Genomic DNA, 21,751 nt, shown 5'->3' with positions numbered 1-21,751 from the left:
GAGGAGTTGAACGACCATGCAGTGTCCGAAGTGCCGTGCGCCGATGCACACGTACAACCGCAACGGTGTCCAGATCGAGCAGTGCAGCGGCTGCCGCGGGATCTTTCTCGACTACGGCGAGCTGGAGTCGCTGACCCGCCTGGAGGCCCAATGGTCCCAGCCGGCCCCGCCCCCGCCGGCCCCGCAGGCCTACCCGGCCCCGCCGGCTCCGGCATGGGGCGCCCCGCACGGTGGCCACGGACACCACGGCCACCAGGGACACCACCGCCACAAGAGCTTCGGTCACATGCTGTTCTCGTCCTGAGTGATGACACGACAGGAGCCCCCGGCCGCGAACGGCCGGGGGCTCCTGTGTGATGTGGACGATACTGGGATTGAACCAGTGACCTCTTCCGTGTCAGGGAAGCGCTCTCCCGCTGAGCTAATCGTCCTCGGGACCATGTGTACGGACTGTGTCCGTCCATGGGCACTGCGTGCGCGATACTGGGATTGAACCAGTGACCTCTTCCGTGTCAGGGAAGCGCTCTCCCGCTGAGCTAATCGCGCGGGTGGGATCTTGAGGGATCCAGTGGACGATACTGGGATTGAACCAGTGACCTCTTCCGTGTCAGGGAAGCGCTCTCCCGCTGAGCTAATCGTCCTTGGAGGTGGAGACGGGATTTGAACCCGTGTAGACGGCTTTGCAGGCCGTTGCCTCGCCTCTCGGCCACTCCACCAGGAGTGTAGGGGACCGGGAGTCCCCCTCTTCCTTCGAGCGGACGACGAGGTTCGAACTCGCGACCTCAACCTTGGCAAGGTTGCGCTCTACCAACTGAGCTACGTCCGCCTGTCGTTTCGGTCCGCTCTCGCGGCCCGGCGACGTGTTGAACTCTAGCGGATTCCGGAGCCAGTACAAAAACGCGTTTGTGCAGCGTGCTGCGCTTCCCCTGCTCAAGGACGTCACAGGGCCGCCCGACGGGACATCCCCCGGCCACCCGCGAGACACCCACCATAGACTCGACTGCGTGCTCGACCTCCCTCCTCTCGCCCGCTTCGGCGACCGCGTCGCCACCGGGCTCCTCGACGTCACCGACGACCCCGAAGCCCTGGAGTCCAGCGGTTTCTGGGCCGTCTGCGCCGACTTCGAGGGCCGGCTGACCTGCGCACGATTCGCGCAGATCCGGACAGCGGACGTGCCCGCCCCCGTGCCCGGCGCATGGCACGGACCGGCGGCCGGTGACTGGACGTCCTCACTCGATCGCGCCGCGTACACGGCCGCCGTGCGGCGGATCCGCGACCACATCGCGGCCGGCGAGGTCTACCAGGCGAATCTGTGCCGGGTGCTGTCGGCGCCCGTCCGGCCCGGCGCCGACGTGGACGCCCTCACGGCACTGCTCGCCCGTGGCAACCCGGCACCGTATGCGGGAACGATTCGCCTGCCCGGGCACGGCGTCGAGATCGCCACCGCCTCCCCCGAGCTGTTCCTGCGCCGCGACGGCCGCATCGTCGAGTCCGGGCCGATCAAGGGCACCGGCAGGACGGAGGCGGACCTGCTGGAGAAGGACTACGCCGAGAACGTGATGATCGTGGACCTCGTCCGCAACGACATCGGGCGGGTGTGCGCCACGGGCAGCGTGACGGTGCCCGACCTGTGCGCCGTCGAGAAGCACCCGGGGCTGGTCCACCTCGTCTCGACGGTCCGCGGCGAGCTGGCCCCCGGGACGGGCTGGGCCGAGCTGATCGACGCCGCCTTCCCTCCCGGCTCGGTCACCGGCGCGCCCAAGTCCAGCGCACTGCGGATCATCGACGCGCTGGAGACGGCGCCCAGGGGGCCGTACTGCGGCGGGATCGGGTGGGTCGACGCCGACCGGGGGACCGGAGAGCTGGCCGTCGGCATCCGTACCTTCTGGATCGACCGGGCCGCGGGCGTGCTGCGCTTCGGCACCGGTGCCGGCATCACCTGGGGCTCCGATCCCGAGGGGGAGTGGCGGGAGACCGAGCTGAAGGCGTCCCGGCTGCTCGCGATAGCGTCGGGGGCGTATGAGGTGAGTGGAGAGGACCTGACGTGAAGATCTGGCTCGACGGCGGACTGCAGGACATCCAGTCCGCCCGCGTCTCCGTCTTCGACCACGGCCTGACCGTGGGCGACGGCATCTTCGAGACGGTGAAGGCGGTGCACGGCCGGCCGTTCGCCCTCACCCGGCACCTCGACCGGCTGACCCGCTCGGCGCGCGGCCTGGGACTGCCGGACCCGGACCACGAGGAGGTGCGCCGGGCCTGCGCCGCGGTCCTCGACGCCAACCCCGTGCCGCTCGGCCGTCTGCGCATCACCTACACCGGCGGCCACGGCCCCCTCGGCTCCGACCGCGGCGATCAGGGCCCGACCCTCGTCGTCGCCGTGGGCGAGACGACCCGCCGCCCCGACTCCACCGCCGTGATCACCGTGCCCTGGACCCGCAACGAGCGCGGCGCCCTCACCGGCCTGAAGACCACCTCGTACGCCGAGAACGTCGTCGCTCTCGCCCGGGCCCGCGAACAGGGTGCCTCCGAGGCGCTGTTCGCCAACACGGTGGGACAGCTGTGCGAGGGCACCGGGTCGAACGTCTTCGTCGTCTTCGACGGCGAGATCCACACTCCGCCGGTCGCCTCGGGCTGCCTCGCGGGCATCACCCGCGCACTGGCGGCCGAATGGACCGGCGCGAAGGAGACCGACCTGCCGCTGGACGTCCTGGAGCGGGCCGACGAGATCTTCCTGACGTCCACCCTGCGGGACGTGCAGGCCGTGCACCGCGTCGACGGCCGTGAGCTGCCCGGTGCCCCCGGCCCGGTGACCGCCAAGGCCATGCGGATCTTCGAGGAGCGGGCCGGGAACGACCTCGACCCCTGACAGCTCCCGGAAATTCGGCTGAACAGGGCCGTGGTTACGGGTAGAACACCCCTGATGACCACGACCCTGCGGCCGACCGAGCCGCTTCAGCAGAACGCCGACGGGACGCGCTCACGCCGCTACCAGGTATGCGTGAACAGCCGTCCCGTGGGGGCGATACACCTGGGCACGCATCCCGTGTTCGGCCGGGCGGTGGCCCGGATCACGAAGCTGCACATCGACGAGCCGGACCGCAGACGGGGCCGGGGCACGGTCGCGGCGCTCGCCGCGGAGGAGGTGGCGCGCGGCTGGGGGTGCCGCCGCATCGAGGCGTCGGTCCCCGCCACGTCCGAGGCGGGCGTCCGGCTCGCCACGGCGCTCGGTTACGTCGTCCGCAACCGCGGCATGGAGAAGCAGCTCGGCGACACCCCGCCGGAGCTGCCCGAGGGCAGCCGAGCCCGGCCCATGACCGAGGCGGAGTTCGGCCCTTGGCTGGAGAAGGGCAACGAGGACTACGCGCGCAGCTGGATCGAACGGGGCGTCCCGGAGGCCGAGGCCCGGGCCAAGTCGGAGCGCGACCACGCCACGCTGCTCCCCGACGGCCTCGCCTCCCCGGGCATGCTGATCAGCGTCGTCGAGCATCTGGGGACACCGGTGGGCACGCTGTGGCTGGCGGTGCGCGCGGACGGCGCGTTCGTCTTCGACGTGGAGACCGACGCCGCCCACCGTGGAAAGGGCCACGGCCGCACCCTGATGCTGCTGGCCGAGGCCCAGACGATCGCGGAGGGCAGGCGGACCCTCGGTCTCAACGTCTTCTCCGGCAACACCCCGGCCGAGCGGCTGTACGAGTCGCTCGGCTACAAGACCGAGCAGTACGCCATGTACAAGCCGCTGCTCTAGCGGCCCGCGAGCCGGGGGAGCCGCGAGCCGGGGGAGCAGCCGGCCCGGGGGAGCCGCGAGCCGGGAGCGGGCGAGGGAGTCAGCGCTCCTGCCCGGCCAGCAGCCGGTCCGCGATCTCCTCGATCCGCTCGCGCAGCCCCTCCTGGCTCTTGCCGCCGTCGAGCCGCTCACCGCCGATGACGTACGTCGGGGTGCCGGTCACGCCGATCGCCTTGCCCTCGGCCTGGTCGGCGTCCACGATCAGAATGTGCCGGCCGTCGACCAGCGCGGTGTCGAACTCCTCGGCGTCCAGGTCCAGTTCGCGGGCCAGTTCGACCAGGAAGGGTTCTCCCTTACGGGCCAGCTCCTCGACCCGTCCCAGCAGGGCCTCCGCGTACGGCCATCCCCGGCCCTGCTCCCACGCCTCCTCCGCTGCCTGGGCGGCGGCGAAGGCGTGCTTGTTCTTCTCCAGCGGGAAGTGCCGCAGCCGCAGCTCCAGACGCTCGCCGTAGCGGGCGCGCAGGGCACGGAGATCGTCCAGCGCGGTACGGCAGTCCGGGCACTGGAGGTCGCACCAGACCTCGAGGACGGGGGCGGCGGAACGGTCGGAGGAGGAGTCGCTCATGGCCACAGTCTTCCAGCAGGTACGCCCCGGAGCGCAGCCCGCATCGGCACCTGCGGAGGAGGAGACCCGGAGATGTCCCCGATGTCGGGCCCGGAGCATGGCCCGCCGGGGTGCGGCGGGTGCAGGATGGAAGCGACGAAGCGTTCCGACCCGACCGTGCCACGCCTGGAGGACCGGATGATTGCCGAGACCGTCTGCTCCGCCGTGTCCGCGGCAGGCCTGGGCATCGCGGTCGTCACGGCGTACCGCAAGCGTTACCTCACCGCGGTCCGTGTCGCCGCGTACTCCCTCGTACCGATCGGCCTGGTGATGACGGGGGTCGTCGAGTGGCTGGCCGACACCGCGTTCAGCCCGACGGCCTGGGCCGGGTTCGGGGTGCTCGGCGTCGCATGGGTGCTCTTCATGACCACCCGTGCCGTGGAGCGGCGCCGCGGCGGCACCCGCAAGGAGCGCAGGACCGCGGCCCGGACGGCCGAGCGGCCCGACGCGGTGGCACCCGCCCAGGCACCCGCCCTGGGGCAGAGCTCCCGCCCCGCGTCCCGGCCCGCTTCGGCGTCCCGCACAGAGGACGACTTCAGCGACATCGAGGCCATCCTCAAGAAGCACGGCATATGACGGCCGCCCCCGCCTGCGACTGAATCGTCACAGTGAGTCCGCCGGTGCGCGGAAGTGATCACAACCCGAACGGGACCTCGCGCAATAGGCGCACTCCCGCACGGAACGAGCGCATTGATCGCGTTCGGCCGGGCGACTGCGTCATCATCGCCGCGAGATGCTGGACACGACGAAACAGAGCGACCCCGCACCGCCGCAGGACGAACCATGTCCGCCGCGGGACGAGCCCTTTCTCCCGCAGGACGAGCCACGTCCCCGGGAGGACGAGCCGCGCGGTTGCCTCTTCGCCCTCTCCCAGCCACCGTTGATGATCTTCCTGGCGGTGATCGGGAGCCTGCTGCTCATGGCCTCGTTGCACGATCTGCTGTTGCTGTGAGCCTGACCCGCGGTGCCCGGCGCCACCCGCCGGGGCCGCGTCGGCATCGACGGCCCCGCGCATGGTCCGCGCCGGCGTCGACCGCCCCCGCAGTCTCCGGCCGGGCGACGGCTGTCAGCCGGCGGCCTCCTTGCGGCGCGCGCGATATGCGGCCACGTGCAGGCGGTTCCCGCAGGTGCGGCTGTCGCAGTAGCGCCGCGAGCGGTTGCGGGACAGGTCGACGAAGGCGCGTCGGCAGTCGGGCGCCTCGCAGCGCCGCAGCCGCTCCTGCTCCCCGGCGACCACGAAGAACGCCAGCGCCATCCCGCAGTCTGCGGCCAGGTGATCGGCTACGGAGGCACCGGGGGCGAAGTAGTGCACGTGCCAGTCGTAGCCGTCGTGGTCCGTGAGCCGGGGGGTGGTGCCGGCGGCCGCGACCAGGTCGTTGATCTGTCCGGCGGCGGTCCGGGCGTCGGGGGCGGCGAAGACGGCGGCGAAGCGTGCGCGGATCTTGCGCACGGCGGAGAGGTCGAAGTCCGAGAGCACCCCGACATCGCTGATCTCGTGGTTCCGCACGAAGTCCGTGAGGGTTGCCACGTCCGGCAGCCCGTCCGCCGCCGTGTCGTCCTCCGGTGCGGTGTTCACCAGATCGACCACGGTGTCGAGGGCGCACCGGGTGTCGTGGGTGATCAGCACGATTCGCTCCCTGGCCTGAGGGTCGGGCGGACGCCCGCCGATGCTGGCCGATGGTAATGGCTCCGCCGCCGCCGGACCCTCCACATGTCCGCACATGGCTTCGAATACAACGCCGCAGGACCCGCGGGGGTTCCCGAGGGCCGCAGGGCCTGCGGGGATTCCGAGGGACGCACTGCTGGTGTGGTCCCGAGCGGTCGGCGGCGGGTGCGGGCGAGCGGGGAGGGCGCACACGCGAACCGGCGCCGGACCGCGTGAGCCGCGGATCGGCGCCGGTGTCATCCCGTATGCGGTTGTCCGAGCCCGAGCCGTCTCCCCGAGTGGACGGCGCCGGGCGGCTTGGTGGGGGCCTCGCCCTAGCTTTCCGCCAGGATGTGCGAGAGCTCCTGGTCGAGGTCGAAGTGCCGGTGTTCCGTGCCGGGCGGCACGGCGGCGTCGGTCCGCTTCAGGAAGGACTCCAGGGCCCGTGCCGGGGCCTCCAGCAGGGCCTCGCCCTCCGGCGAGCTCAGGGCGATGCACACGACGCCCTGGCCGTGACTGCGCGACGGCCAGACGCGGACGTCGCCGGTGCCCGTAGGGCGGTGAAGTCCCTCGGCGAGGAGGTCGCGGGCGAACACCCACTCGACGGTTTCCTCGGCTCCGGTGTGGAAGGTGGCGTGCACGGCGTAGGGGTCGGCCGTGTCGTACCGCAGGCCTGCGGGGACAGGCAGGGAGGACTCGCTCGACACAACGAGGCGCAGGTGCAGCTCGCAGCTGACCGTGGTGTTCATAAGCGCCAGGGCCTTTCGCTCAGTGTGCGCTCGGGGATTCGCACGTCGGCGAAATCGACATGCCACCTACGGTGCCGTTGTAAACCCCTCTGAGTGTTTTGCGTGCCTTTACGTAACTCTTCCGGCCGAGAGATCGTTCGTGTCGTGCGTCCATTCCGGTGACTGGTTTCGCTCGGGTAGTGTTCCCCCGTATGAATACGGGGAGTAACGAGCCGGGCGAGGTGGCCGTGGCATCGGACGGGACGGGGCCGGGCGAGGTGCACGGCGAGCAGGACCGCGAGCTCGGCTCGCGAGCGCCGGAATTCATCAAGGCGCGCCGGGCCCTGCACGTGAGCTGGCAGGTCGGCGTTTTCATCATCGGGCTCGCGGTCGTGGTGGCCGGCATCATCATGCTGCCGCTTCCGGGGCCGGGCTGGGTCGTGATCTTCGGCGGCATGGCGATCTGGGCGACGGAGTTCGTCTGGGCCCAGCTGGTGCTCCGCTGGACCAAGCGGAAGGTCACCGAGGCGGCCCAGCGGGCCCTCGATCCGAAGGTGCGGCGCCGCAACATCATCCTGACGTCGATCGGGCTGGTGATCGTGGGCGTCCTGGTCGGTGTCTACCTGTGGAAGTTCGGCATCGTCATGCCGTGGAAGATCAAGGACCAGTGAGCGTCACAGGCACCCCCTGACATGGGGTAATGTTCTTCCTGCGCCCGGGCGATTAGCTCAGTGGGAGAGCGCTTCGTTCACACCGAAGAGGTCACTGGTTCGAACCCAGTATCGCCCACCCGGACCGGCAGCCCACCTGCGATCAGGCAGGTGGGCTGCCGTTGTCGTGTCTGCCGGAGCGGCGTCGCCCCTCCGTACCGGGGCTGCCGCTGGGCGCCGCCCGTGCCGCAGGATGCAGGGCCGTCCACCTGCCCGGGCCGACGGGCGGGAGGCCGGAGTCGCGAGAGCGTTGAGGGAAGCCTCGCCCGAGGCGGGCGGACCGTCGGGCGGTATGGCTGAACATCGCCCCCGCCGATCGTCGGCACGGGCGCCGGAGGCGTCTCCAGGGTCCCTGGTGACGCCGAGTTCCCCGCTCAGGGACCTCGCCCGTTGGGGAGCAGCACCACGTCCCGGGGCGCCTGGCCGGAAAGCGCCCACACCCCGCACCCTCCGTCCGAGGAGCCCGGCATCGCTTTTCGGTCACGCCGGAAAGCGACCCGGATCGCCCCTTCCTGTTCGGTGCCTCGGCCACATCGTCGTCACCAGCGACGTCGCCCGGCCCGGTGCGCGGCCCCACCTCGACGGTCGGCTCCGTCACCCGCCGCCTCGGTAAGAAATTCTTGTCCGAATCATTGACGCACTCTCAGCCCCTCCGTACCTTGTGCCAGCAAGCGCTTACTTGAAACGATTCATGCGAGCGGGACGATGTGCGGGGAGGTCCAACCGTGGTGAACGGCAGGAATGTTGAGAGACGTACGATCCTGAAGGCGGCCGGAGCCACGGCAGCCACGCTGGGGCTGGCCGCGACGACCGGCTGCGGGGGTGACGGCGGAACCTCCGCGGACGGGACCGTGACGATCCGTTACGCGTGGTGGGGTGCGGAGGACCGCGCCGAGCGAATCAACAAGACGATCGCGCTCTTCGAGAAGAAGTACCCGAAGATCAAGGTGAAAACGGACTTCCAGCCTTATCTCGACTTCTGGAAGAAGTTCAACACCCAGGCCTCCGGCGGCAATCCGCCGGACGTGTTCCAGAATGCGATCGGCTTCCTCCGGAAATACGACGCGAAGAACGTGCTGCTCGATCTGAGCGAGCAGGCCAAGGCCGGCAACCTCCGGATGGAGGGATTCCGCGCGGGCCTCGAGAAGTTCGGCGAGGTGGACGGCAAGCTCCTCGGTGTCCCGGTCGGTTCGAACTCCATGGCCCTGGTCATCGACAAGCCCGTCTACACGCGGGCCGGGGTGAAGCCGGAGCAGGGCTGGACCTGGGACGACTACCACGCGGCGATGAAGAAGATCCGCGAGAAGACGGGGCGCGCCGGTGACACCGGCCCCTACAACATCATGTACCTCTACGACCTCTACCTGCGACAGAACGGCAAGGCGTTCTTCACCGAGGACGCGCTCGGCTTCACCGAGGCGGACCTGACGGAGTGGTGGACGAAGGCCAAGGAAGGCGTCGAGGACGGCAGCTACGCCGACCAGAAGAAGGTCGCCCAGATCAAGCCCAAGTCGGCGGTCGCCGGCGAGCTGTCGGGCGGCGAGTTCACCTGGGACAACTTCACCGTCCGCTACACCTCCGAGGGCAAGAGCGAGTACGGCCTGGCCCCCATCCCGACCACGGACGGCAAGAAGACCGGACAGTACCTCGGCTCCCTCATGCTGAGCGCCTCCAAGCGCACCCAGCACCCCAAGGAAGTCGCCCAGTTCATCGACTTCATGGTGCACGACCCCGAGGTCGCCAAGATCATGGGCTACGACCGCGGCGTGCCCGCGACACAGGCGCAGTACGACGCGTACAAGCCGAGCGACGAGGTGAACAAGGCGATCGCCGCCTACGAGGAGTCCCTCGTCAAGGCGGGCGTCCTGGAGCCCATCACCCCGCACCCGAACGGCGCGGACGTCTGCGAGGCCGCCTTCCTGCGCATCGGCGAGGAACTCGGCCTGGGCAAGCGCTCGGTGGACGAGGCCGTCAAGCAGTTCTTCACCGAGTCGAAGACGGCTCTCGGCACCTGATGGGAACCACCGTGACACACGCCCCTGCGATGGAGGGCCTGTCCCAGGACTCCGAGCCGCGGCACGGTCCGGTGAAGCCCGAGCGCCCCGCCGCCCTCAAGCGGCGGCGGCGCCGGGAGAACCTGGCCGGCTATCTCTTCATGTCCCCATGGATCGCCGGGTTCCTGCTGCTCACCGCGGGCCCGATGATCGCCTCGCTCTACTACGCCTTCACCGACTACAACCTCTTCGACGCCCCGCGGTGGATCGGCCTCGACAACTTCTCGGAGATGTTCGGCGATCCGCGCTGGCGCCACTCGGTGCAGGTGACTCTCTGGTACGTCGCCGTCGGCACGCCGCTCAAGCTGATCGCCGCCCTGGGTGTGGCCCTGCTGCTCGCCCAGAGCAGGCGCGGGCAGGCCTTCTACCGGGCCGCCTTCTACGCGCCGTCGCTCATCGGTGCGAGCGTCTCCGTCGCGATCGTCTGGAAGGCGATCTTCTCGGACGACGCGATCGTCGACCGTACGCAGAAGCTCTTCGGTATCGACGTCGGCGGCTGGACCGGCGACCCGGACCTGATCATCTACAGCCTGGTGGCGCTCACGGTCTGGCAGTTCGGCGCCCCCATGGTCATCTTCCTGGCCGGTCTCAAGCAGGTCCCGCGCGAGTTGTACGAGGCGGCCGAGGTCGACGGAGCGGGCAGGTTCCGCCGGTTCTGGAACATCACGCTGCCGATGATCTCCCCGGTGCTGTTCTTCAACGTGCTGCTGGAGACGATCCACTCGTTCCAGATCTTCAGCTCGGCGTACATCGTCGGCGGCGGTGCCGGGGGCAACGCCTGCGGTCCGGCCGACGGGTCGATGGTGTACACCTGCTACCTCTACGTCCAGGGCTTCGAGAACAGCCGCATGGGTCTGGCCTCCGCGATGGCCTGGCTCCTGCTGATCGCGGTCGCCCTGGTGACGGCGGTGCTGTTCTGGTCCCAGAAGCGCTGGGTGCACTACGAGGAGGGCGCCCGATGAGTGCGCAGGCCACCGACGTCAAGACGGCCGGAGCGCTCCGGCACAAACTGCCCGGCTCCCTCGCCTGGCACATCGGGTCGCTGCTGGTCCTCGCGGTGATCCTCTACCCGGTGATCTGGGTCGTGGGCGGGTCCTTCAAGAAGAGCGAGGACATCGTCGGGAGTCTGGACCTCTTCCCGGGCGACCCGGTCATCGCCAACTACACGAGCCTCGCCGACGGCATCGCCGACATCTCGATCTCCACGTTCTTCTTCAACTCGCTCTTCCTCGCGGTGGGGTCCGTGATCGGGATCCTGGTGTCCTGCTCCCTCACGGCGTACGCCTTCGCGAGGATCCGGTTCGCGGGCCGCAATCTGTTGTTCACGCTGATGATCGGCACGCTCCTGCTGCCGTACCACGTGCTGCTGATCCCGCAGTACGTGCTGTTCCGCAACCTGGAGCTGATCAACACCTACACGCCGCTGCTGCTCGGCAAGTACCTGGCCACCGAGGCGTTCTTCGTCTTCCTGATGGTGCAGTTCATGCGCAGCATGCCCAAGGAACTGGACGAGGCGGCCCGCCTCGACGGCTGCGGGCACGTGCGGATCTACTGGTCGATCGTGCTGCCGCTGAGCCGGCCGGCCCTCATCACCAGTGCGATCTTCACCTTCATCAACTCCTGGAACGACTTCATGGGCCCGCTGATCTACCTCAACGAGCCCGACAAGTACACGGTCTCGCTCGGCCTGAAGATGTTCGTCGACCAGGAAGGGCTGGCCAACTACGGCGGCATGATCGCCATGTCGCTGGTCGCGCTGCTGCCGGTGCTCGCCTTCTTCCTCGCCTTCCAGCGCCATCTCATCGACGGCATGGCCACGTCGGGTCTGAAGGGCTGAGGCGGGCATGGCCGGGACACGGGTGAAGGCACGGGGGGAGTCGGCACTGGCCGAGCGGTTCGCGGTGTTCGCCGAGTGCCTGCTGACCGGTGTGTGGATCGCGGTGGCCTCACTGGGGGTCGTCACCTACCCCGCCGCGTTCGCCGCCGGGGCGCGACACCTGCGACGCCGTACCGCCCATGAGGGCGGCGGCTGGCGGGAGTTCGTCGCCGACTTCCGCGCGGCCCTGCGCGGCGGGTGGCTCGCCGGGCTTGCCGGGTGGGCGGCGCTGGCGGCGGTCTGGGTGGACGTACAGGCGGCGCGGGCGGGGATCCCCGGCGGGCCGCTCGTGGGTTCCGTCGGGGTCGTCGCTCTGATCGGGCTCGTCGTGGCCGGGCTGCGTGCGGCGGCGGTCTGGCAGCCGGGCGCACACTGGCGGACGCTCCTCGCGCACGCCGGGCGCCGCACGGTGCTCGACCCGGCCGGGTCCTTCCTGATCGTCGGCGGGCTGGCCGTGGTGGCCGTGTCCGCCTGGTTCGCCGCGCCGCTGGCGGTCGCCGTCCTCGGAGCGGTGGCGGCGGCGGCCGTCGCCGTGGAGGAGCGGTACCCGCACCGCTGACCGGCGGCGCCCCCGTGCGCCGACCGGCGGTCCCCTCCCGTGTTCCAGGCCGCCGCCCCGGCGCATCTCTCTCTGTCATGCCCCTGACCAGCGCACGGATTCGCTTCCCGCACGGACAAGGAAAGGCATCATCGCCATGTCTCCCATCCCCCGCAGGTCCCTCCTCAAGGCGGCCGCCGTCACCGGAGCCGCCGCCCAGTTCAGCTGGGCGCTGAGTGCGCAGGACGCCCAGGCCGCACCCGGAGCCGAAACCGCCGACGCGGAGCCGGTGACCCTGGACTGGCTGGAGGACGGCGGCCTCGGCGCCGCGCCCGGCTCCACCGTCGGTGTGCCCTGGCCGAAGGGCGCGTACCAGAAGGACCAGACCTTCGCGCTGACGGACGCCGGCGGCAAGGCCGTACCCGTGCAGTCCTGGCCGATCGCCTACTGGCCGGACGGCTCCCTGAAGTGGACCGCGCACGCGGTCGCCTCGGGCGACGGCAAGCTCACCCTCGCCGCCGGAACGCCCGCCGCACCCGAGAAGAAGGTCACCGTCGTCAAGCGCGGCGGCACCATCGACATCTCCACCGGCGTCATCACCGCCAGAATCGGCACGTCCGGCTCCACCCTCGTCAAGTCCGTCACCCGCGGCTCGACGGAGATCGCGAGGAACGGCAGGCTCGTGCTGATCCGCCAGCCCGAGATCGAGGACGAGGACCAGGGCGCGGTCAGGACCGAACGCTTCGACGGCGCGATCTCCAAGGTCGAGGTCGAGCAGGCGGGCCCGGTCCGCGCGGTCGTCCGCATCGACGGCAAGCACCGCAAGGGCCGCCGCAGCTGGCTGCCCTTCTCGATCAGGCTCTACTTCTACGCCGGCGCCGACTCCTTCCGCATGGTGCACACCATCACCTACGACGGCACGCAGGAGCCGGGCAAGGCCAGTGGCGACTTCATCCGCGGCCTCGGAGTCCGCTTCACCGTGCCCCTGCGGGACGAGTCGTACGACCGCCACATCCGCATCGGCGGCGACGGCACCGGACTGCTCCGCGAAGCCGTCAAGGGCATCACCGGACTGCGCCGGGACCCCGGAGCGGCCGTGCAGGCGGCCCAGTTCGAAGGCCGCAAACTGCCCGACCCCGCCACCTGGGACCAGCGGGTGACGACCCGGCTGCAGTACATCCCCGAGTGGGGCGACTACACCCTCTCGCAGCTGTCCGCCGACGGCTTCACGCTGCGCAAGCGCACCAAGAAGGGGCACGGCTGGGTCGCCGCGGGCGGTGGCCGGCGCGCCTCCGGCTTCGGCTACGTCGGCGGGGCGAGCGGCGGGTTCTCCTTCGGGCTGCGGGACTTCTGGGAGAAGTTCCCCGCCCAGCTCGACATCCGGGACGCCCACACCGACGAGGCCGAGGTGACCCTCTGGCTCTGGTCGCCCGAGGCACAGCCCATGGACATGCGCTTCTACCACGACGGCATGGGCCAGGACACCTACCCCGAGCAGCTCGAAGGCCTCAACATCACCTACGAGGACTACGAGCCGGAGTTCGGCACCCCGTACGGCATCGCCCGCACCTCCGAACTCCTCTTCTGGGCCAACGAGACCACCCCGAGCCCCGACCGGTTCGCCGAGCAGGTCGAGGCCGTCCGCGTGCTGCCGCAACTGGCCGCCCCGCCCAAGCAGCTCATCAAGGCCAAGGTCTTCGGGCCGGGCCTGTACTCCGAGCCCGACCGCTCCACCCCCGCCAAGGCGAAGATCGAGGACCACCTCGACTTCCTCTTCACCTACTACAAGGACCAGGTGGAGCAGCGCCGCTGGTACGGCTTCTGGGACTACGGCGACATCATGCACACCTACGACACCGTCCGGCACCAGTGGCGGTACGACATCGGCGGCTACGCCTGGGACAACTCCGAACTGTCGCCGGACCTCTGGCTCTGGTTCGCCTACCTGCGTTCGGGCCGCGCCGACATCTTCCGCTTCGCCGAGGCCATGACCCGGCACACCGGCGAGGTCGACGTCTACCACCTGGGCAAGTGGGCGGGCCTCGGCACCCGGCACGGTGTGCAGCACTTCGCCGACAGCGCCAAGCAGCAGCGCATCGCCAACACCACCTACCGGCGCTACTACTACTTCCTCACGGCGGACGAACGGGTCGGCGACCTCATGCACGCCAACGTCGACTCCGACGAGACGTTCCTCGTCCTCGACCCGATCCGCAAGATCCGCACCGAGCCCTACACGCCCGACCGGCACGCCCTGTCGATCGGCTTCGGCACGGACTGGAGCGGCCTGGTCTCGGCCTGGCTGACGGAGTGGGAACGCAAGGGCCCGAAGTGGGAGAAGGCCAAGGCGCGGGTGCTGTCCACCATGGAGACCATCGCCGCCCAGCCCAACGGCTTCATCCAGGGCACCGGGCTCTACGACCTGGACACCGGGAAGTTCGCCGTCGCGGACAAGCCCGTGGTGAGCGTCTCCCACCTGTCGGCCGTGTTCGGCCTCAACGAGCTGTGCGCCGAACTCATCGACCTCGTCGACATGCCGAAGTTCAACGAGGCGTACTTCGACTACTGCCGGTACTTCAACGCCACCAAGGCCGAACAGAAGGCCCGCTACGGCTCCGACTTCGGCAGCCTCCTGCTGTTCCAGGGCCACTCACGCCTGGACGCGTACGCGGCCGTCAAGACCGGGGACGAGAAGCTCGCGGCGCGGGCCTGGGAGAAGTTCTACAACTCCGACGGCTACAAGGAGTCGGCGCCCTGGCGGACGGAGAAGCTGAGCGGCCCGGCCGCGCTGGTGCCGGGCAGCGAGGCCACCTGGGTGTCCACGAACGACACCGCGTTGTACGGCCTCGCCGCCATCGAGAACCTGGCGCTGCTCGGTGACAAAATGCCTTGACCTGACCCTCGGGCTGAAGCCCGAGGGTCCCGGCCTTCCATGACCGCTTGCTGTGCCTCTACGGGGCACAGCAACCGGTGGGGAATCCTTGGTTGGAGCAGGCGCCGGACCCCGTCCAGTTGTTCCTGCCCGGTCCGGGGCCTCACGCTCAGGAGCGGATGACACGCACGCTGCGCAGCCCCATCGCGCAGGCTCCGCAGAAGGCGCCCCAGGCGGCGTTGACGAGGAAGAGCGGGACGATCGCCAGGGGCTGGGCGAGGGGGCCCTGGAGTTTTCCGGTCAGGAGTGGTGAGAGGACGGCGCTGAGGACCAGGGCGGCCAGCGCGTACGCCACGCCGGTGACCACGAGGGTCAGAAGCGGTTCGCGTACCCGGCTGAGACCGACCGCGAGGATCCAGGTCAGCGTGATGGCCAGGGTGAGGATCACCGGGGTGAGGGGTTTCCCAAGCGCGTCGCTCCAGCCGGCGATGGAGAACAGCGGCCGGACCAGAGCGACGGCGGTCAGGGCGGCTACCAGCGGCCGGTTCACGCCGCGCAGGCGCCGGACGATCGGGAGACGGGGATCTGCGTTCACGACTCCATCGTCGGGGGAGGGATACCGTCCGGGCGTCGGTCTGCGGCGGACACCTGGCGTACCCCGTGGGTTGTGGCTCCGGTGCGGGGGCGTACCACGGTGGTTGCGAGGCGCGCCCGACGCGATTCCGCCACTCGGAGGAGGGCGCCGGGGGCACGGCTGCTTACGCTGGCGGCATGGCCCTCGGTGCTGTCTCAGATGTCGTCTCACGTCTCCGGCTGCGCCCGCCGCGCGGCCGTGCGGCAGACGCCGCCCTGGCCTGTGGTGTCTTCGTGCCGGTGGCGGTGGGCAGTCTGAGGTCGCTCATCGGTGAGCGGGAGGAGCCCTGGCCGGCGACCGTCCTCGGCTGGACACTGATCATCGCCGCCTGCACGGCGCTGTACTTCGGCCGCCGCCGTCCCGTGGTGGTCGCCGCGTTCGTGCTGGCCGCCACGGCCGCCTACTACCTCGTCAGCGTCTACGACGGTCCTCTCATGGTCGCGTTCGTCGTTTCGCTCTACATGGTCGCCGCCCAGGGACACCTCCAGGCGGCCACCGCCCTGGCGGCGCTGACCGTGATCGCGACCGGCATCGGCACACTCGCGGGAAACCACGACGTCAACGGTGTCGCCGTGCTCATGCTGACGGGATGGCTGGTCGGAGTGGTCGCACTCGGCTGGGTGCGGCACAACCGCCTGACCCTCGCCCGGGAGACGGAGGAGCGCGCGGCGAGTGAGGAGCGATTGCGGATCGCGCGTGAACTGCATGATGTCGTGGGCCATCACCTCTCGCTCATCAACGTCCAGTCCGCTGCTGCCCTGCGCCGCCTGCGCAAGCACCCGGACAAGGGCACACAGAGCGCGGAGGAAGCGCTGGGAGCGATCAAGGGCACCAGCCGGGACGCCCTGCGGGAGCTGCGGGCGACCCTAGGGGTGCTGCGGCAGGTCGACGAGACGGCGCCCGTCGCGCCCACGGCCGGACTGGACCGTCTCGGCGAGCTGGTGGCATCCGCACGGCTCACCGGCCTCGACGTCCGTGTGCGGTCCAGCGGTGAGCAGGAGCACTTGCCCACAGAAGTGGACCTGGCCGTGTACCGCATCATTCAGGAGGCGCTCACCAACGTGAACCGGCACGCCCACGCGACAGCCGTCACCGTCGGCATCCATCGCGAGGCGCGGCAGGTCACGGTCGAGATCACCGACAATGGTCATGGACCGGCGGCCGCGGACGGCGGAACGCCGGGCAGCGGCATCCGCGGGATGCGCGAGCGGGCCCACGCGCTGGGCGGCGAGCTGATCGCGGGGCCCGGGCCGGACGGCGGATTCACCGTGCGGGGCCGGATTCCCTGCACGAACCCCCACACGAACGGAGCCTGTTCCCCTTCATGACCCAGGCCATGATCAAGATCCTGCTGGCGGACGACCAGCGCCTGGTGCGTGCCGGGTTCCGTTCGATCCTCGAGGACGAGGACGACTTCGAGGTGGTCGGCGAGGCGGGCGACGGTGAGCAGGCCGTGACCGCCTGTCGCACGCTGCACCCCGATGTGGTGCTCATGGACATCCGCATGCCGGGCGTCGACGGTCTTCAGGCGACCCGGCGGATCGCCGGTGATCCACGCCTCGACGGCATCAAGGTGGTCATCCTGACGACCTTCGACCTGGACGACTACGTGTACGGAGCGCTGCGCGCCGGTGCCACTGGCTTCCTGGTCAAGGACACCGAGCCGGAGGAGCTGGTGCACGCCGTACGGGTGGCGGCGCGTGGTGACGCGCTGATCAGCCCTTCCGTCACCCGTCGGCTGATCGCGGAGTTCGCCGTACGGGTCGAGGCACCTGAACCCGGCCCACGCATCAAGGCCCTGACCGAGCGCGAGCGGGAGGTCATGGAGCTGGTCGCCGCCGGCCTGACCAACGACGAGATCGCCGCCCGCCTCGTCCTCAGCCCCGCAACGGCCAAGACGCACGTCAGCCGCATCATGACCAAGGTGGACGCCCGTGACCGTTCCCAACTGGTGGTCCTGGCGTACGAGTCCGGCATGGTCCGCCCGCGCTGGCTGAACGGCCGGCCACCACTGGCATAGCCGTCGCCACCACCGGGAGAGCGGAGCGCGGCGGGGGACAACCACCAGCGGCGTAGGCCGGGCGCCGGGACCGCAACCGGCGGTGTAGGGCAGGTGCCCGCCGCAGGCCGATGCGCCGGCGCGTGCCGCAGCCGGACGCTGCGAGACATGAGTACACGCTCCCCTGCCCACCCGCCTTCCGCCAAGGCCCCGGCCGCCCTCGTCGGCCTCCTCGCCGGCGGCGCCGCCGGCTTCCTGCTGACCGAGACCGTGGGCGCCTTCTCCGCCTTCGTACTCGGCCGCACCCTCGACGTGGCCGGCACCGGCGGCGTGCTGCTGACCGCCTTCGTCGCCGTGCCGTTGATCTGCGCCGTGCTCGGTGCGGTCATCGCCGTCCGCCGCGCCGGGCAGAACCGCCGTTCGCACCACCGAGACCGGTGAACCCCATGTCACCAGCACGCGATGTGATCGCGACCACCGGACCTACCGCCGACCGCGCGGGTGTCTTCGGACGTCTGGCTCTCTGGTCCCAGCGTCACCGCTGGAGCGCTCTGCTCCTGTGGATCCTCGCCGTCGGGGTCGTCGCCGTCGGTGCCCAGAGCGCGGGCAGCGCCTACCGCAACGACTTCACCCTGCCCGGCACCGACTCCCAGGCCGCCGCCGAGTTGTTGAAGCGGCACGGCTCCGCGCAGGCGGGCGGCAGCGTCCAGATCGTCTTCCAGGACACCGACGGGCTGAGTGGTGATCGCCCGGCCATCGTGCGGACCCTCGACCGGGTGCGCGGCCTGCCCGGCGTCGCCGACGTCCGCAGCCCCTACGCGGACGCCTCCGCCGTCTCCGAGGACGGCACCATCGGCTATGCCACCGTCGTCCTGGACGCCAAGGCCGAGGACGTCTCCGAAGGAGACATCGCGCGGATCGTCGACACCGCCGAGTCGGCCGCCCAGGACGGCCTGCGGGTCGAGCTCGGCGGGGACGCGGTGCGCGGCGCGGAGGAGGAGAGCGGCGGGGGCGCCGAAGGCGCGGGTATGCTCGCCGCCCTGGTCATCCTCGTACTGCTCTTCGGATCGGTGGTGGCTGCCGCGCTGCCGCTGGTCACCGCGCTCTTCGCGGTCGGCGGCGCGATCGGCCTGATCACGCTGGCCTCCCACGTCTTCACCGTCGCCGACTTCACTCCGCCGATCATGATGCTGGTCGGCCTCGGTGTCGGCGTCGACTACGCGCTGCTGATCTTCTACCGCTACCGGCACGAACTCACCCGCGGCGCGGACCGGCGGACCGCCACCCGAACCGCCCTCGATGCGGCGGGCCGTACGGTCTTCTTCGCCGGATGCACCGTCATCGTCGCCCTGCTCGGCCTCGTCGCCCTGGGCCTCGGCTCCCTCCAAGGGGTGGCCGTCGCCGTCGCGCTGACCGTCCTGGTCACCTTGGCCGCCTCGCTGACGCTGCTGCCCGCTCTCCTCGCGCTCTTCGGCGACCGCATCCAGCGACAGGTACTCACGCGCGCCGCCAAGGCGAGGGCCAAGGGCAGGGAAGAGGGCGGGCGCTGGCGGCGGCTGGCCTCCGCCGTGCAGCGGCGCCCCCTGCCCGCCCTTCTTACTGCCGTCGTGGCCCTCCTGGCCCTGTCCGCCCCTGCTCCCGGCATGCGCCTCGGCTTCGCCGACGCGGGCAACGACCCGGCGTCGTCCACCAGCCGAAGGGCTTACGACCTGCTGGCCGAGGGCTTCGGCGCCGGCTTCAACGGTCCCCTGCTCGTGGTCAGCCGGGGCGACACCGACGCCGCCGAGCAACTGCGGACCACCCTGACCGATACCGAGGGCATCGCCGCCGCCACCCCACCGCTGCCTTCCACGGACGGCACCGTGTTCACCGTCATCGCCTACCCCACGACCTCACCGCAGGACGCGAGCACAGCCGGTCTCGTTCACACCCTGCGCGACGACGTCCTGCCCCGGCTCGCCGGACGCACCGGCGCCGACTACCTGGTCGGCGGGCCCACCGCGGCCGCCCAGGACTTCGCCGACTCCGTCTCGGCCCGGATACCGCTCTTCCTCGCCATCGTCGTCGGTCTGTCCGCGCTGCTGCTCATGCTGGTCTTCCGTTCCGTCCTGATCCCCCTGAAGGCCGCCCTGCTCAACCTCCTGGCGATCGCCGCCGCGCTCGGCGTGATCACTCTGGTCTTCCAGCACGGCTGGTTCGGGGTGCAGCCGGGACCCGTCGAGGCGTTCATCCCTGTGATGATCTTCGCGATCGTCTTCGGGCTCTCCATGGACTACGAAGTGTTCCTCATCTCCCGCATCCATGAGGAATGGGAGGAGACACACGACCACTCACTCGCGGTCCGCGAGGGCCTGGCCACCACGGGCAAGGTCATCACGGCCGCGGCGGCCATCATGATCGTGGTCTTCGCCGCCTTCGTCATCAGCCCCGATCGCATGCTCCAGCAGTTCGGTCTCGGCCTCGCGGTCGCCGTCTTCCTCGACGCCGTGGTGATCCGCTGCCTGATCGTCCCGGCCGTGATGCAACTCTTCGGCACCCGCGCCTGGTGGCTGCCCGCCCCACTGGCCCGCCACCTGCCGAAGGTGCCACTGGAAAAGAAGGTGCCACTGGAAAGCTGACCGATGGATGACCGGAGATCGCACAGTCAGACCGGAGTACTAGTCGATGATCTGGTTGAAGAACAGGACGGCCGGGGCCACCACTCCGCCTCCGACGCTCACCGCGACCGGCCACACGTGGCCGGCCAGCACCGCCAGAACGGTGGCACCGATGCCGGTCAGGGCCGCCAGCAGGAAGACGATCGCGGCGCGCTGGCTGAGCAGTGGTCCGTCCCGGCCAGGCCCTCGACGGTCGGCCTGTGCCACCTCGGTGCCCCCTACCCCACGCCGTGAACGGGCGCGTGCGCCCGTTGCCGCGGGGACGCGGCGTGGCCGCCCGGACCCGGCACGTCCCAGGGGTCCTGCGCCGGACGCAGGAGTTCGAAGCCGACACCGCCGCCGGCACCGCTCGTCCGGACCCCGTACACGGCGGGTTCGGGCAGGCTGTTGTAGTGGAACGGCGTCGAGAAGTAGTAGGCGCCGGTGTCCGGGACGGTGACGATGTCACCGGGTTCCAGGAGGGGCAGGGCGCGGTCGCGCGCCAGCAGGTCCCCGGCGAAGCAGGCCGGTCCCGCGATGTCCTGGCGGACCGGTCCGCCCCGCTTGGCCCCGCCGCTCGCGTCGTGCGCCTCGATCCGCAGCGGCCAGGCATCGGGGTTGAACACCGTCCGGGTGGCCACCTGCACACCGGCGTGGGTGACCGCGATCGGCCGGCCGCCCATGCTCTTGGTGTACTCGACGTACGCGGCGGTGAACCCGTTCTTGGCGAGGACGGACCGCCCGAACTCGGTGACGATCTCGTACCCGCCGGAGAACAGGGCGGGAGCCTGGGCGCGCAGCTGCCGGACGTACGTGTCGAAGGTGGGCGTGATCTCGTCGTCGGCGAAGTTGACGGGAAGTCCGCCGCCGATGTCGACACCGACGACCTGGCGCCGTCCGAGCGAGGCGTTGACCTCCTCGGCGAACGCCACGGCCTGACCGACCCCGCCGGCCATGAGGTCGAGCGGGCAGCCCTGCGAACCGGCGTGCGTGTGCACCCAGGTCAGCCACGGGTGGTCGTGGTAGGCGCGCAGCAATCGCTGCCGGCTCCCCGGGTCCGCCAGGGGCACGCCGAACTTCGAGGTGCTCGTCGCCGTGCTCATCGCGGCGATACTGCCACCACCGAGCTGGGAGTTGACGCGCACCCCGATCCGCGAGACCGGGACGCGGCCTCCCAGCGCCCGGTCGATCCTGGCCAGTTCCTGGTAGTTGTCCGCGTTGACGGTCACACCCAGGTCCAGGGCGTGCCGCAGTTCGGCCTCCGTCTTGGCGGGCGAGTCGAAGACGATCTGCTCCGGCGCGAATCCGGCGGCCAGCGCGCGGGCCAGCTCACCCGCGGTGGCCACCTCGCAGCCCATGCCGAGCCGCCGCAGCTCCGCCAGCACCGGCACCAGGCAGTTCGCCTTGGCGGCGAACGCGTGCAGCACACGCCGCGCGCAGGGGAAGGCGCGGTGCAGGGACGCGACGGTCGCGGCGACGCCGTCGAGGTCGACGAACGCGGCCAGCGGGGACCGTCCGGCGTCCAGCAGTCCCCGCCGCACCGCTTCCTGGAGGATCCGTGTACGCCGCTCGGCGGCGGGGGTCAGTCCGGTCATGGTGAGCCTTCCGGTGTCGTACGGCGCCCGGGACCGCCCCGGGCGGAACACCAGGCTGGGGCCCGCACCGGTACGG

22 protein-coding genes and 6 tRNA genes are annotated in these 21,751 nt (G+C 70.4%); 17 read left to right on the top strand and 11 right to left on the bottom strand.

Annotated features, from left to right (window positions below):
* The first annotated feature begins 16 nt into the window (after positions 1-16).
* Positions 17-304: a zf-TFIIB domain-containing protein gene (locus AB0B29_RS17985; RefSeq protein ID WP_362240370.1), complete on the top strand. Its 288-nt coding sequence runs from the start codon at positions 17-19 to the stop codon at positions 302-304.
* 55 nt (positions 305-359) lie between these two features.
* Here the strand turns inward: AB0B29_RS17985 and AB0B29_RS17980 are convergent.
* The 5 genes from AB0B29_RS17980 to AB0B29_RS17960 form a co-directional block, all read right to left on the bottom strand.
* Positions 360-431, bottom strand: a tRNA-Val gene (locus AB0B29_RS17980).
* A 43-nt stretch (positions 432-474) separates the two neighbouring features.
* A tRNA-Val gene (locus AB0B29_RS17975) sits at positions 475-546 on the bottom strand.
* A gap of 23 nt (positions 547-569) precedes the next feature.
* Positions 570-641, bottom strand: a tRNA-Val gene (locus AB0B29_RS17970).
* Position 642: 1 nt separating this feature from the next.
* Positions 643-716 (bottom strand) — tRNA-Cys (locus AB0B29_RS17965).
* A gap of 37 nt (positions 717-753) precedes the next feature.
* Positions 754-826: transfer RNA gene (locus AB0B29_RS17960), tRNA-Gly, on the bottom strand.
* 178 nt (positions 827-1,004) lie between these two features.
* On the opposite strand from AB0B29_RS17960, the gene AB0B29_RS17955 reads away from it, so the two are divergent.
* The 3 genes from AB0B29_RS17955 to AB0B29_RS17945 are packed head-to-tail and all read left to right on the top strand — an operon-like array spanning position 1,005 to position 3,745.
* Positions 1,005-2,048 carry a chorismate-binding protein gene (locus AB0B29_RS17955; RefSeq protein ID WP_362240368.1) on the top strand — a complete coding sequence of 348 codons (1,044 nt, stop codon included), beginning with the start codon at positions 1,005-1,007 and terminating at the stop codon, positions 2,046-2,048.
* Positions 2,045-2,866, top strand: a complete 822-nt coding sequence (locus tag AB0B29_RS17950) for an aminotransferase class IV (protein WP_362240365.1) — start codon at positions 2,045-2,047, stop codon at positions 2,864-2,866. The genes AB0B29_RS17955 and AB0B29_RS17950 overlap by 4 nt, the downstream gene beginning before the upstream one ends.
* Positions 2,867-2,920: 54 nt before the next feature.
* Positions 2,921-3,745, top strand: coding sequence for a GNAT family N-acetyltransferase (locus AB0B29_RS17945; RefSeq protein WP_362240363.1), 825 nt, complete (start codon positions 2,921-2,923; stop codon positions 3,743-3,745).
* Between the two features lie 79 nt (positions 3,746-3,824).
* On the opposite strand, the gene AB0B29_RS17940 is transcribed toward AB0B29_RS17945, so the two are convergent.
* The gene (locus tag AB0B29_RS17940) at positions 3,825-4,349 is read right to left on the bottom strand and encodes a DsbA family protein (RefSeq protein ID WP_362240360.1); all 525 of its coding nucleotides are present in this window, start codon (positions 4,347-4,349) and stop codon (positions 3,825-3,827) included.
* A 177-nt stretch (positions 4,350-4,526) separates the two neighbouring features.
* Here AB0B29_RS17940 and AB0B29_RS17935 point away from each other — a divergent pair, with 177 nt between their 5' ends.
* Positions 4,527-4,964 carry a hypothetical protein gene (locus AB0B29_RS17935; protein WP_362240357.1) on the top strand — a complete coding sequence of 146 codons (438 nt, stop codon included), beginning with the start codon at positions 4,527-4,529 and terminating at the stop codon, positions 4,962-4,964.
* Positions 4,965-5,121: 157 nt separating this feature from the next.
* Positions 5,122-5,340, top strand: coding sequence for a hypothetical protein (locus tag AB0B29_RS17930; protein WP_362240355.1), 219 nt, complete (start codon positions 5,122-5,124; stop codon positions 5,338-5,340).
* Between the two features lie 114 nt (positions 5,341-5,454).
* On the opposite strand, the gene AB0B29_RS17925 is transcribed toward AB0B29_RS17930, so the two are convergent.
* On the bottom strand, positions 5,455-6,015 hold the full coding sequence (locus AB0B29_RS17925) for a CGNR zinc finger domain-containing protein (protein WP_362240353.1): 561 nt from the start codon (positions 6,013-6,015) through the stop codon (positions 5,455-5,457).
* Between the two features lie 353 nt (positions 6,016-6,368).
* On the bottom strand, positions 6,369-6,782 hold the full coding sequence (locus AB0B29_RS17920) for an SsgA family sporulation/cell division regulator (protein ID WP_004002642.1): 414 nt from the start codon (positions 6,780-6,782) through the stop codon (positions 6,369-6,371).
* A gap of 191 nt (positions 6,783-6,973) precedes the next feature.
* Here AB0B29_RS17920 and AB0B29_RS17915 point away from each other — a divergent pair, with 191 nt between their 5' ends.
* From AB0B29_RS17915 to AB0B29_RS17885, 7 genes are all read left to right on the top strand, one after another.
* Entirely contained in the window at positions 6,974-7,432 is a 459-nt protein-coding gene (locus tag AB0B29_RS17915; RefSeq protein WP_362240350.1) for a TIGR02611 family protein, read from the top strand.
* Positions 7,433-7,478: 46 nt separating this feature from the next.
* Positions 7,479-7,550: transfer RNA gene (locus AB0B29_RS17910), tRNA-Val, on the top strand.
* Between the two features lie 646 nt (positions 7,551-8,196).
* On the top strand, positions 8,197-9,486 hold the full coding sequence (locus AB0B29_RS17905; RefSeq protein ID WP_362240348.1) for an ABC transporter substrate-binding protein: 1,290 nt from the start codon (positions 8,197-8,199) through the stop codon (positions 9,484-9,486).
* The gene (locus tag AB0B29_RS17900; protein ID WP_362240345.1) at positions 9,486-10,487 is read left to right on the top strand and encodes a carbohydrate ABC transporter permease; all 1,002 of its coding nucleotides are present in this window, start codon (positions 9,486-9,488) and stop codon (positions 10,485-10,487) included. The genes AB0B29_RS17905 and AB0B29_RS17900 overlap by 1 nt, the downstream gene beginning before the upstream one ends.
* Positions 10,484-11,362 carry a carbohydrate ABC transporter permease gene (locus tag AB0B29_RS17895; RefSeq protein ID WP_362240343.1) on the top strand — a complete coding sequence of 293 codons (879 nt, stop codon included), beginning with the start codon at positions 10,484-10,486 and terminating at the stop codon, positions 11,360-11,362. Before AB0B29_RS17900 ends, AB0B29_RS17895 begins: the two co-directional genes overlap by 4 nt.
* A gap of 7 nt (positions 11,363-11,369) precedes the next feature.
* Positions 11,370-11,960: a hypothetical protein gene (locus AB0B29_RS17890; RefSeq protein ID WP_362240341.1), complete on the top strand. Its 591-nt coding sequence runs from the start codon at positions 11,370-11,372 to the stop codon at positions 11,958-11,960.
* Between the two features lie 136 nt (positions 11,961-12,096).
* On the top strand, positions 12,097-14,832 hold the full coding sequence (locus AB0B29_RS17885) for a Tat pathway signal sequence domain protein (protein WP_362240338.1): 2,736 nt from the start codon (positions 12,097-12,099) through the stop codon (positions 14,830-14,832).
* Positions 14,833-14,980: 148 nt separating this feature from the next.
* On the opposite strand, the gene AB0B29_RS17880 is transcribed toward AB0B29_RS17885, so the two are convergent.
* Positions 14,981-15,406, bottom strand: a complete 426-nt coding sequence (locus AB0B29_RS17880; RefSeq protein ID WP_362240336.1) for a hypothetical protein — start codon at positions 15,404-15,406, stop codon at positions 14,981-14,983.
* Positions 15,407-15,582: 176 nt separating this feature from the next.
* Between AB0B29_RS17880 and AB0B29_RS17875 the strand changes: the two genes are divergently transcribed.
* The 4 genes from AB0B29_RS17875 (at position 15,583) to AB0B29_RS17860 (ending at position 20,062) form a co-directional block, all read left to right on the top strand.
* Complete coding sequence (locus AB0B29_RS17875) at positions 15,583-16,773, top strand: sensor histidine kinase (RefSeq protein ID WP_362240333.1); 1,191 nt, start codon at positions 15,583-15,585, stop codon at positions 16,771-16,773.
* Positions 16,774-16,781: 8 nt separating this feature from the next.
* On the top strand, positions 16,782-17,465 hold the full coding sequence (locus tag AB0B29_RS17870) for a response regulator transcription factor (protein ID WP_362241005.1): 684 nt from the start codon (positions 16,782-16,784) through the stop codon (positions 17,463-17,465).
* A 147-nt stretch (positions 17,466-17,612) separates the two neighbouring features.
* Entirely contained in the window at positions 17,613-17,885 is a 273-nt protein-coding gene (locus tag AB0B29_RS17865) for a hypothetical protein (RefSeq protein ID WP_362240331.1), read from the top strand.
* A gap of 5 nt (positions 17,886-17,890) precedes the next feature.
* Positions 17,891-20,062 (top strand): MMPL family transporter, encoded by a 2,172-nt coding sequence (locus AB0B29_RS17860; RefSeq protein WP_362240328.1) that lies wholly within the window; start codon positions 17,891-17,893, stop codon positions 20,060-20,062.
* Positions 20,063-20,101: 39 nt separating this feature from the next.
* Here AB0B29_RS17860 and AB0B29_RS17855 read toward each other — a convergent pair whose 3' ends face one another.
* Both AB0B29_RS17855 and AB0B29_RS17850 read right to left on the bottom strand, forming a co-directional pair.
* Positions 20,102-20,308, bottom strand: coding sequence for a hypothetical protein (locus AB0B29_RS17855; protein WP_362240325.1), 207 nt, complete (start codon positions 20,306-20,308; stop codon positions 20,102-20,104).
* 11 nt (positions 20,309-20,319) lie between these two features.
* Complete coding sequence (locus AB0B29_RS17850; protein ID WP_362240322.1) at positions 20,320-21,675, bottom strand: diaminopimelate decarboxylase; 1,356 nt, start codon at positions 21,673-21,675, stop codon at positions 20,320-20,322.
* Positions 21,676-21,751 lie beyond the last annotated feature (76 nt).

The sequence above is a fragment of the Streptomyces tibetensis genome (genome assembly GCF_040647715.1).
In the GTDB taxonomy this organism is placed as follows: domain Bacteria; phylum Actinomycetota; class Actinomycetes; order Streptomycetales; family Streptomycetaceae; genus Streptomyces; species Streptomyces tibetensis_A.
This window is presented reverse-complemented; position numbering and strand designations above follow the sequence as displayed.